Consider the following 10,660-nt stretch of genomic DNA (forward strand, 5'->3'; position numbering starts at 1 on the left):
GCTCCCTGCCCCCTGCCCCCCTGCGGCCTACTTGTATCAAACTTAAAGTGAAACGGTATTACTGGAATCATCTTGAAAGTTTTCAACAGTGGGTTCCCGCACCTATGCGCTAACCCAATAAACTTTATCTTTCATACTTCCAACAAGAATGATCTAGGCTAAAGATAATTCACAAACGTTTATAAAATACAAACTTATGTTGGATTTTCTCAATCCCCTTTTCGGTCGCCATCCAGAAAGAATTAAAGCCAAAGTCGAAATTTATACTTGGCAAACCTGCCCTTACTGCATTCGTGCCAAAATGCTGCTGTGGTGGAAAGGTGTAAACTTCACCGAATACAAAATCGATGGCGATGAAGCAGCCAGAACCAAAATGGCGGAACGTGCTAACGGTCGTCGTACAGTACCGCAGATTTTCATTAATAATCAACACATTGGTGGTTGTGATGACCTTTATCAGCTAGATACCAAAGGTCAACTCGAACCGCTGTTAACTCAGCTAGTGTAAATAGCATCATTGCACCTGTTCCAAAAGCTTTTTTGGCGTTTTTCCATAAAACAATATCCCGAAAATTTCCGCTTAATAGCCAAATTAGGACATTAGATGCACATAATTATTGATTAAATCTACATTAGGAGTACTAGTATACTATGCAGATCAGTTAATTCTCTGGAAATTTGTAGCCGTGGTGAGTGTCTCAAGCATCTCCAACATCACTTCTGAAATGGAAACTAGCAGGCTAGAGGAAGTTGATAGCCTTGACAAGCAATTACACTGTTACTTTCAATCCAAATTTTTAGTCCAGTCCTCACTTACTCGACCTTTAGTTAGTTTTCAGGCTAACAAAACTAGACCTATTTATCGTTGGTACAAGTACAAAGAAGCATTTTCAGCCTCTCTTGTTGAGCTTTTATGCCAAAAATATGGAGTTACCCAAGGCAAAGTTTTAGATCCCTTTGCAGGTAGTGGAACTGCTTTGTTTGCTGCTAGTGATATTGGAATTGATGCTGATGGTATTGAATTGTTGCCTATTGGTCAACAAATAATCAATACCAAAAAGCTTTTAGATGCTGAATTCACACCTGATGATTTTGCACGGCTAAGAACTTGGTTAAATTTGCAGTTATGGAAACAATCCGAGAAAGAAGTAAAGCTACTGGAGTTAAGGATTACAAAAGGGGCTTATTCTCAAGAAACCAAAACGGCGATTGAGCAATATCTTGGAGCTTGTAATCTGGAAAATACTAAAGTTCAATCAGTTTTGCGTTTTGCTTTACTGTGTGTTTTGGAATCCGTGAGTTATACCCGCAAAGATGGACAATACCTGCGTTGGGATTACCGTTCTGGTCGGGGACAGGGAAAGAAGCCTTTCAACAAAGGTACGATTTTAGAGTTTGATTATGCCATTACTAATAAAATTAACGAAATTATCAATGATTTAGAACCGTCTACACAGCAGTTAGAGCTTTTTTCACTTAAAAAAAGTCAAGGTCAAATCGATCTCCGCAAAGGATCTTGTCTCGATATTATGCTATGTCTACCAAATGCTACATACGATGCAGTTATTACGTCCCCGCCCTACTGCAATCGATATGATTATACCCGCACCTATGCTTTAGAGCTTGCCTTATTAGGCATTTCTGATCAGGAATTGATTAATCTTCGTCAGGAAATGTTGAGTTGCACAGTTGAAAATCGTCCAAAAGATTTACTGGCTATTAATCAGGATTGGGAATTAGCTTTAAGTGTTGCTGATTCGCAAACTCTATTACAAGCTATCTTAAGATATTTAGACAGCCAAAAGTTGCAGGGTGTATTGAACAACAACGGTATACCAAGAATGGTAAAGGGATACTTTTATGAAATGGCTTGCGTGATTCAAGAATGCTTTCGTGTCCTTAAACCCGGAGCATTGTTTTTTATGGTGAATGACAATGTGCGTTATGCAGGTGCAAGCATTTCAGTTGACATGATTCTCTCTGACATTGCTGAGAAATTAGGTTTTGTAGTCGAAAGTATTCTCGTTTTACCAAGTGATAAAGGCAATAGTAGTCAACAGATGGGAAATCATGGGCGCGAGTCTTTGAGGAAATGTGTTTATGTATGGAAAAAGGGCGTTGCATAAGTGCGGGATGAATCTGCGGTTGAAACCATTGATAATTCGTTCCGATTTGGGCTAAATCATCCCAAGATTCAGCAACGCCGGAAAAAGCAATAACTTGAACCTATGAGTCCTCATCGTAACCATCTTCAATCTAGTGATGATCTAGTAACAACTTATGCAGCAACTCGTGCAGGTTTTGTAGCACTTGCCCTTGAAAAGAATCGACGGGCTTGGACATTCACCTTTTAGTTTTTTCGTAGGATCGGCGATCGCAAGAAGGATGGCGGGTGAAATCTGGAGTCAACTAGAGAATGGAACTCTTAGTAATGCTGCCAATTTGAACGAGGAGAATCAAGTTGTATCTATTTCTCGTTGGCTATGCAGTCTGTAAGAGCAACAACCACCTAACACTACATTGATGCGGACGGAACGGAGGTTATCGCTGGGAGTCGAAATTGCTACTCAATGATTAACGCCTAGCTACTCGCATTAATAAGAATAAACCTATGCCTAAGAAAATAAAATTAGGCAACCAAGCACCCATAAAGGGAGAGAGAATACCTGCTTGTGCTACTGCACCACTAATAAAAAACATTAAATAATAAGTAAATATGACAATGACGCACACCCCAAAACTTGTACCTCTACCAGTCCGTTGAGGTACGGTTCCCATAGCTGCACCTACCAAACCAAAAACTAAACAGACAAACGGCAAAGAAATTTTTTGTTGAATTCTGACTTGAAGCTTGCGAATTTTTTGGCGATCGCCACCCAATTTTTCAACCGTTAACTGTTCTAGTGATTCAGAAATATTCATCTCACCATAGTCACGGCTTTTTTCTACCAAACTGAGTGGTGTGCGAGGTAGTTTGAGTTGTTGCTGTTCAAAACGCAAAATGTTGCGATAAGAGCCATTAGGAGCAACTAAATAAATAGTTCCATTATAAAAATCCCACAGGTTTTGCGATATATTCCACTGAGCAGATTCTGACACAACAATTTGATTTAAACCTTCTGTAGAGCGGTCGATAATTGTTAAACCTTTCATACGTTTGCCGTCAAACTGATCAGCATAAAATAGGCGTACCAGCCTTTTGGTTTTACTTCCATCAGTCTCTTGTATATCCCGATATTCAGGATAAAAAATATTTTGTTGTTTTAAAATTGGCTTGTCTGATTTGATCGCACTGTCTAGAGTTTGATTTGCTTGGTAATTCGCTGTTGGTGCAATTTGTTCGTTAAATACAAATGTCATACCTGTGACTACCAAACTCAACATCACAGCAGTTAGCACCATGCGATAGACGCTTACTCCACAGCCACGCAATGCAATTAGTTCACTCTCGCTTGAAAGTCGGCTATAAGTCATCAAAGTAGCCAACAACGTGGACATGGGAAAAGCTAACACAATAAAATTGGGCATCTTTAACAAGAAAACCTGAATAGCGATGCCTACAGGTAGCCCAGATTCAACAATTTTTCTGACTAGTTCAAATACAGCATCAATAGTCACACCAAGTGATGAAAATGCCCCAACACCAAAAAAAAATGGTGGAAGTAACTCACTGAGCAAATAGCGATCCATGATCGTAAAAGGCAGCAGTGAATTAATACTATAAAAAGATTTCTGTTTTGTGGAAATCATGAGCAAACAAAATTCGATAGGTCAACCCTGGTTAATTCGTAATTCGTAATGACGCTCGTTCGCCCTTGGCGTGCCGTAGGCAAGACTCGCTAACGCTACGCTAACGTAATTCGTAATTTATGCCGTGTGCAACTTTCTCTCAGCCCTCACCCTCAACCCCTCTTCTTTTGCAGGGAAGGGGAATAATAATTAAAGCCTCTCTCCTGGCGTGAGAGGTACCCTGCGGGTTCGCGGTAGCGTCTCGTAAGAGAAGCAACCTATGGAGAGGGGTTTCAAGAATAAGTCGCACATCACGTTAATTTATAAATTTATATGTCTTTCTATTTCTCAATTTAGACTTGAAAATTATCTCCTAAATAGTATTGCCGCACGAGAGGGTTACTGTAAAGTTCGTCAGCTGTGCCAGAAGCCAGAATTTGTCCTTCACGCATGATATAGGCGCGGTCGGTAATGGCGAGAGTTTCACGCACATTGTGGTCTGTAATTAAGATACCCATACCGCGATCGCGCAATCCGGCTACAATATGTTGAATTTCAGCAACTGCGATGGGATCAACTCCTGCAAATGGTTCGTCTAATAGTAAAAACTTTGGCCCTTCTTTTCCCGCAGCCAAAGCCCTGGCTAATTCCGTCCGCCGTCGTTCACCACCTGAAAGTTGAATTCCTTTGCTATTAGCCACTTTTTCTAAACGAAATTCCTGCAATAAAGTTTGTAATCGTTTTGACCATTCCCATTTTGGGACATTAGTTTGCTCTAACACCAAGAGTATATTATCTTGCACAGAAAGTTGGCGAAATATACTAGGTTCCTGTGCCAGATAGCCAATGCCCAAGCGCGCTCGTTTGTGCATTGGTACACTAGTAATATCCTGAGTATTCAGCCAAACTCGCCCCTGATTCGGTCTTTCTAAACCTGTGGCAATGTAAAAGGTCGTCGTTTTTCCAGCCCCATTTGGGCCTAATAAACCAACGACCTCACCTTGGACAACAGAAAGATTGACGCGATTGACAATGACTCGCTTGCCGTAAGATTTGTGAATATTCTCTAAAACAATTTTCACTATCCGCGTTGATTGATCCTAAATGCTAATTAGAAGGCTTGAGATTTGGGGTTTTGGGTGCAGGTGTGGTGTTTTGTCCACCGTTTTCTGAGTCTTCTACCATATAAATAGACTCTACCTGACGATTGCCCTGGGGTAAAGCCACAAACCGTCCTTCATCAATTAAATAAGTCACCTTCTCCGCCCGAATACTATTGCCGCCCTGTTGCAAAATATAGACGTTGCCACTGAAATCTATACGGCGTTCTTTGCTAAAGTATTGCGCTTGAGCAGATGTTGCTTGAATTTGACGTGCTGGATACAACATTTGGACATTCCCACGAGCCGTGATAATTTGGCTTTTAGCGTCATATTCTTGTATATCAGAACGGATAGTTAAAGGGCGATTACCCCCAGCAGATTGAGCCGTCGCTGTTTGCAGTTGACTAGGAAATGTCAACGCGCCCAAGAGTGTTGCTGGTAGTAGCCAAGCTAAACTAAAGCGACGTATCTGTGATGTTATTAATAGATTGCGGGGTTTCATAGCAATTTAGTGTTCAGGATTTCAGATTGTATACTAATTATCTCAAGTACTTTATCCAGCGATAACCTCTACAATCTGGAATAGCTTGGGATAACCAATGGCTGAAATACTGACGCTTTGCCTAAGGCTGAAGTTTCATGAAAATTTTAACCACCTTCAACAAGTAGAGTGGGATGCTGTTCTGGATTTTGAACAACATCGCGCTCTACAGCAGATACACTTTTATTATGTGCTGAGTTATGGCCACTCAGCACTCTTTATCCCTGATACGGATTATCCACTCTATCTACAAATACGTTGTAAGAAAATGGTAAACGACCAGGATTCAGGCGAGGTTCTGCGGCATAACCTACAGGCACAATCACAGCGATCGCTAAATTAGGATCATCTGCTGCACCAATTACTTCTTTCACTTTCTCTTCAATCCAGCCATTCATAAAGCAGGTAGATAAACCCAAGCTTTCTGCGGCTAATACTAAATGGGTGGAAGCAATAATTGCATCTTTAATTGCATATTCCCGCCGCTTGTCTCCTAAACCTGCTTGGAATTGGGGAATAGAATTTTTAAAGTAGTTGACTGTGCCTTCGTTCCATGCGCCTGTTTGCAATCCCTGGTCTAAAATGGGAGTCAAATCTTGTTCGCCAGCGCTGGCATCGGCTGCAAAGACGAAGCTTACAGGTGCTTGGATAATTTGTTTTTGATTCCAGGAAGCGGCGGCTAAGGCTGCTTTTTGCGCTTCATCTTGCACAAGGATAATCCGCCAGTCTTGAATATTAAAACTACTGGGTGCAGCGACAGTTAACTCTACCAGTTGCTTGAGTAATTCTGGCTCAATGGGGTCTGTTTTAAAAGTTTTGATGGAACGACGCTGAAGAATAGCGCTGGGTACATCTAGAGCTTTCGTTTGAGTAATTGGATTCATGCGATTTTCCCCTGAAAGGTAGGTTACAGGCATTATATATTCGGCTACCTGCTGACTAGCAGATTTAACCATTGATATCTTCAATGAAAAACAGGTGCTTAGACTGCTAAATAATCGAGCGAATTACACCACCATCAACCCGCATAGCAGCACCATTAGTTGCAGAAGCGAGAGGACTGGAGAGGTAAGCTACAAGTGTTGCTACTTCTTCGTTAGTTGCAAAGCGTTTGATCAGGGAAGTGGGACGTACTTTTTGAAAAAATTCCGCCTCTACTTTGCTGGCGTTGATTCCCTGTTCCTTTGCCATCTGGGTAATAAATTCTTCAACTCCTTCTGAACGGGTTGGCCCTGGTAGAACAGAGTTTACCGTGACTTGTGTACCGACGGTCATTTCTGCTAAACCCCGTGCTAGGGAAATCTGAGCCGTCTTTGTCACACCGTAGTGAATCATTTCTACAGGGATTTGAAAACCTGATTCACTGGAGATAAAAATTATTCGTCCCCAGTTTTGCTTTAACATCTTGTGCAGATATTGGCGACTCAACCGGACTCCACTGAGTACGTTCACTTCAAATATATGCAGCCAGTCTTTGTCAGTAATCTCGAAAAATGATTTCGGCTCGTAGATACCTAGATTGTTAATTAAGATATCAACTTGAGACACCTGGGCAACAACTTGCTCGATTCCTTTGGGTGTAGCTAAATCGGCTACGATACCAGTAACTTTCGCTTCGGGATAATTGTACTTAATTTTGTCAATTGCCTGGGTGACTCGTTGTTCTGTGCGACCATTGACAATTACTGATGCACCTTCTTGTGCTAATGTTTGGGCGATCGCAAAACCAATACCTGTTGTCGAACCACTAATTAATGCCGATTTATTTTGTAATTTTAAGTCCATATCGCTTCCGCTGTTAGTCTGGAACCAAGGAGTTATAAGTTTCAACTACCTTGTTTAAGCACTGGGGTGAGTAATGCCCACCCCAGGATATTATTGCTGTGTAATATACTGTGCTAGAGTCTTAGCTAAAGTAGATTTTGGCACTGCACCCACAACCGTATTAACTTGCCGTCCCTCCTTAAATATCATTAGTGTGGGTATGGTGCGAATTCCGTAACGGCTGGCGACATTAGGATTTTGCTCTGTGTTCACCTTCACTACTTTTACCTGTCCTTCGTATTCAGTGGCAACTTCATCAACAACTGGAGCTACCATCCGACAAGGGCCACACCAAGGAGCCCAAAAATCTACTAAAACTGGAACGTCGCTGTCTAAAACTTCCAGTTTGAATGTGGCTTCTGTGACATTTGTAACGGATGACATAGTTGCCTTCCTGATTTAATTCGTTTATTCGATTATATCGAACAATTAAAATATACGCTACTTTAAGAGACAATACAAGTATGCGATTTTTATATCACCCAGACAGAAAAGACATATCTTTAGCGGCAGTGCTTTATGCCTTAGGCGATCCGGTGCGACTAGAGATTGTGCGGTTGCTAGAGAGTAAAGGGGAGCAATGCTGTGCCGATTTTGATTTTGCGATCGCCAAATCTACCATGTCTAATCACTTTAAAATCCTGAGAGAGTCGGGAGTAGTCTTGACTCGTAAAGAAGGAACACAGCACATTAATAAGTTGCGGTATGAAGATTTAGAAGCGCTATTTCCTGGTTTATTAGAAGCAGTATTGCGATCGGCTCAACCGTTGTTTTTGTATCAAGAGTCAATCGCCAAGAGTCATTAGTCATTCTCCCCTGCTCCTGCCCCTCTTCCGTCTCAGCCTATGTCATCATAGTTAAGATAAAACATATTTTGGAGACAAGACCACGGTTTACGCACGTCCTTTAGCAAGGTTAATCGAACAGTTGCAACGCTTACCAGGAGTTGGCCCCAAATCAGCCCAAAGACTGGCTTTGCACATTTTGAAGCGACCAGAAGCAGAAGTAGAAGCTTTGGCGCAAGCATTGATTGAGGCGAAAAAACAAATCGGCTTGTGTTCCGTCTGCTTTCACTTATCTGCGGAACCAGTTTGTGAAATCTGCCGCAATCCCAACCGCGATAATCGAACCATTTGCGTAGTGGCTGATTCGCGTGATGTGATTGCGCTAGAAAAAACCCGCGAATATAAAGGTAAGTACCACGTCTTGGGTGGAGTGATTTCACCGATAGATGGGATTGGCCCAGAACAGTTGAATCTCCAACCTTTGGTGCGGCGGGTAAGTCAGCAAAAACCGCAGGAAGTGATTTTAGCAATTAGTCAAAGTATAGAAGGGGAAACAACCACACTCTACATTGGTCAACTGCTGAAACCCTTTACGAAGGTGACACAAATTGCTTTTGGTTTACCAGTCGGTGGAGATTTAGAGTACGCTGACGAAGTAACCTTGGCTAGAGCCTTGGAAGGACGGCGAGAGTTAGATTAGCTTTTTGCAATTATGTCTTACTTGGTTGTAGGTAGGTAGGCAGAATAAGACCAAACTGCGTAAAGAAAAGTAAACAAGGCTAAAACCCTTTTTCCCCCTGCTCCCTGCCCCCTGCCTTATCTCAACGACAATTTTTAACACCAACTACTTAGGCGATCGCTACCACCTTTGTAAAACCATCTCTGACATATTTAGAGTGGCTTTTGATGAGGTATACCAACAGCACGAGGAAATTCAGGAGGCGTGGTTGCTACCTTTCGCAAATATAAACAGTGACGGATGCTATCAGTTAAGGGAGTAGTAAATTGTGCAATTGATTCAATTTCGCCACCTAACAGCTTAACAGCATTTTGCAAAGCTATGGTTTCCTCTTCAGTCCAAGTACCTCGATAAATTACAGCTAAACCGCCTTGTTTAAGTAGTGGTAAACTATATTCTGCACATACTGAAGCTGTCCCCACAGCCCGGATGAGTGCAAGATCATAGGTTTGGCGATGCTGGGTTTGCTGGCCGATTTCTTCAGTTCGTCCAAGCAAAGTTTTGCAATTGCTGAGTCCCAGTGTAGCCAAGACTTTATCGATAAAAGTGATTTTTTTTCGGGTGGAATCTAGCAGAGTAACTGTGCTATTTGGGGCAATAATTCCTACAGGAATGCCAGGAAAGCCTGCACCTGTACCAATATCAATCACAGACGCGCCTTCTGGAAGAGACGGAATAAATTGTTTTTCTAGCACAATTCCCCGCAAAGAATCCCAAAGATGCTTTTCCCAAAACTCTTGAGGTTCAGTAATGCGAGTTAAATTTAATTGAGTGTTACCTTCCAGAATTAACTCATAAAGTTGCTGGAATTTTGCCTGTTGTTGGGTAGTTGGTTGCCAATTGAGTGTTTGCTGCCAGATTTCTGCTATTTCTGGTAACAAGGGAGTTGTGGAGTTAGTCATTTGTCTTATGTGATTCTCTCCCTGGTTCTCATTTTAAGTAGCTGGTTGGGGTTCTTTGACTTTGTTAACCAGTGTTGCTGGATCTACTGATTGTAGTTCGCCGTGATTGAGTGTCCAACAACGGTCTGCGATCGCTAACAAATCCCCCGCATCATGTGTTACTACTAACAGTGTCCAGTCTTGTTTAAGTTTGGCCAATAAGTTTACTAGTTGCTGGCGCATTGACCAATCTAAACCTGCTGTCGGTTCATCCAACAATAATATATTTGGTTGACGAATTAACTGCACTGCCAAAGCTAAACGTCTTTGCTGTCCTCCACTTAAAGCATAAGGCGCAGCGGAAAGTGATAAATGCTCTAATCCCACTTCACTTAGTGCCTGTCTAACTCGTTCTGATCCTAACTCAGGATGCCCTAAGCGCAATTCTTCTAAAATCGTACCACCGCAAAAATGCCGCTCTGGAAACTGAAAAACTATCCCAGCCAATTGTTGTAGTTGTTCGGCTATGAGTTCTTGTTCTCTCCAAAACACTCCGCCAGAAGTAGGTTCAGCAAGTCCAGATAAAATTTCTAGTAAGGTGCTTTTACCGGAACCGCTGGGGCCAATAATTAAACCTAACTGCTGAGGTGGTAATTCTAAGTTAATTGACTTGAGAATTGCTGTTGGGCAAGCTGTCGGATGATAAATTAGATTTTTGAGATAAAGCATTTGTTAAGATTACCAAAAATTGCCGAATAACTGACTAACTAAGGTTAACTACACCAAGTAAAACCGGAGAATTTTGCACCGATTCATGGCATATTACCTTTGACTCACAGCAATACTCATTCCTCTATTTTGGCAGAATAATCTCTGAATCTGGGCTACAAATATTCATCTGTATCTAGAGCGCAGATTGAATCGTGTCTGCCAGAAGTGTTGAATGTTAGGAAAAAGCCTATAGAAATAGCCCAAAATATAGTAAAATTTGGGCTAAGTACTAAAATATTTTGATTTCACAATGATTATAAATTCATTTCCCAGAATTGTCAAAGATA

At 41.6% G+C, this 10,660-nt stretch carries 14 protein-coding genes; 6 read left to right on the plus strand and 8 right to left on the minus strand.

The window, feature by feature from the left end:
• The first annotated feature begins 196 nt into the window (after nucleotides 1–196).
• The 4 genes from grxC (at nucleotide 197) to IQ259_RS27665 (ending at nucleotide 2,496) form a co-directional block, all read left to right on the plus strand.
• The gene (grxC, locus tag IQ259_RS25795) at nucleotides 197–508 is read left to right on the plus strand and encodes a glutaredoxin 3 (RefSeq protein ID WP_193888843.1); all 312 of its coding nucleotides are present in this window, start codon (nucleotides 197–199) and stop codon (nucleotides 506–508) included.
• 109 nt (nucleotides 509–617) lie between these two features.
• On the plus strand, nucleotides 618–2,126 hold the full coding sequence (locus IQ259_RS25800) for a site-specific DNA-methyltransferase (protein ID WP_228014785.1): 1,509 nt from the start codon (nucleotides 618–620) through the stop codon (nucleotides 2,124–2,126).
• Between the two features lie 102 nt (nucleotides 2,127–2,228).
• Nucleotides 2,229–2,354: an AvaI/BsoBI family type II restriction endonuclease gene (locus IQ259_RS25805; RefSeq protein WP_193888844.1), complete on the plus strand. Its 126-nt coding sequence runs from the start codon at nucleotides 2,229–2,231 to the stop codon at nucleotides 2,352–2,354.
• Between the two features lie 31 nt (nucleotides 2,355–2,385).
• Entirely contained in the window at nucleotides 2,386–2,496 is a 111-nt protein-coding gene (locus tag IQ259_RS27665; protein WP_255525584.1) for a type II restriction endonuclease, read from the plus strand.
• Between the two features lie 78 nt (nucleotides 2,497–2,574).
• Here the strand turns inward: IQ259_RS27665 and IQ259_RS25815 are convergent, their stop codons facing one another.
• The 6 genes from IQ259_RS25815 to trxA all read right to left on the minus strand — a co-directional run bounded on the left by IQ259_RS25815 (nucleotide 2,575) and on the right by trxA (nucleotide 7,581).
• Nucleotides 2,575–3,690 (minus strand): LptF/LptG family permease, encoded by a 1,116-nt coding sequence (locus IQ259_RS25815; protein WP_193888845.1) that lies wholly within the window; start codon nucleotides 3,688–3,690, stop codon nucleotides 2,575–2,577.
• Between the two features lie 392 nt (nucleotides 3,691–4,082).
• Nucleotides 4,083–4,811, minus strand: a complete 729-nt coding sequence (lptB, locus tag IQ259_RS25820; protein WP_193888846.1) for an LPS export ABC transporter ATP-binding protein — start codon at nucleotides 4,809–4,811, stop codon at nucleotides 4,083–4,085.
• Nucleotides 4,812–4,836: 25 nt separating this feature from the next.
• A complete protein-coding gene (locus tag IQ259_RS25825; RefSeq protein WP_193888847.1) occupies nucleotides 4,837–5,334 on the minus strand; it encodes an LptA/OstA family protein in 498 nt (165 codons plus the stop codon).
• A gap of 257 nt (nucleotides 5,335–5,591) precedes the next feature.
• Nucleotides 5,592–6,257 carry a nitroreductase family protein gene (locus IQ259_RS25830; protein ID WP_193888854.1) on the minus strand — a complete coding sequence of 222 codons (666 nt, stop codon included), beginning with the start codon at nucleotides 6,255–6,257 and terminating at the stop codon, nucleotides 5,592–5,594.
• Between the two features lie 106 nt (nucleotides 6,258–6,363).
• Entirely contained in the window at nucleotides 6,364–7,158 is a 795-nt protein-coding gene (locus tag IQ259_RS25835; protein WP_193888848.1) for an SDR family NAD(P)-dependent oxidoreductase, read from the minus strand.
• Between the two features lie 90 nt (nucleotides 7,159–7,248).
• On the minus strand, nucleotides 7,249–7,581 hold the full coding sequence (gene trxA, locus IQ259_RS25840) for a thioredoxin (RefSeq protein ID WP_193888849.1): 333 nt from the start codon (nucleotides 7,579–7,581) through the stop codon (nucleotides 7,249–7,251).
• 80 nt (nucleotides 7,582–7,661) lie between these two features.
• Between trxA and IQ259_RS25845 the strand changes: the two genes are divergently transcribed.
• Both IQ259_RS25845 and recR read left to right on the plus strand, forming a co-directional pair.
• The gene (locus IQ259_RS25845; RefSeq protein ID WP_193888850.1) at nucleotides 7,662–8,003 is read left to right on the plus strand and encodes a helix-turn-helix transcriptional regulator; all 342 of its coding nucleotides are present in this window, start codon (nucleotides 7,662–7,664) and stop codon (nucleotides 8,001–8,003) included.
• 121 nt (nucleotides 8,004–8,124) lie between these two features.
• Nucleotides 8,125–8,682, plus strand: a complete 558-nt coding sequence (recR, locus tag IQ259_RS25850) for a recombination mediator RecR (protein ID WP_228014787.1) — start codon at nucleotides 8,125–8,127, stop codon at nucleotides 8,680–8,682.
• 191 nt (nucleotides 8,683–8,873) lie between these two features.
• Here recR and rsmG read toward each other — a convergent pair whose 3' ends face one another.
• Both rsmG and IQ259_RS25860 read right to left on the minus strand, forming a co-directional pair.
• Nucleotides 8,874–9,623 carry a 16S rRNA (guanine(527)-N(7))-methyltransferase RsmG gene (rsmG, locus tag IQ259_RS25855; protein ID WP_193888851.1) on the minus strand — a complete coding sequence of 250 codons (750 nt, stop codon included), beginning with the start codon at nucleotides 9,621–9,623 and terminating at the stop codon, nucleotides 8,874–8,876.
• Nucleotides 9,624–9,656: 33 nt separating this feature from the next.
• Nucleotides 9,657–10,331 (minus strand): ABC transporter ATP-binding protein, encoded by a 675-nt coding sequence (locus IQ259_RS25860; RefSeq protein ID WP_193888852.1) that lies wholly within the window; start codon nucleotides 10,329–10,331, stop codon nucleotides 9,657–9,659.
• Nucleotides 10,332–10,660 lie beyond the last annotated feature (329 nt).

Source organism: Fortiea sp. LEGE XX443, from assembly GCF_015206815.1.
Lineage (GTDB): Bacteria > Cyanobacteriota > Cyanobacteriia > Cyanobacteriales > Nostocaceae > Nostoc_B.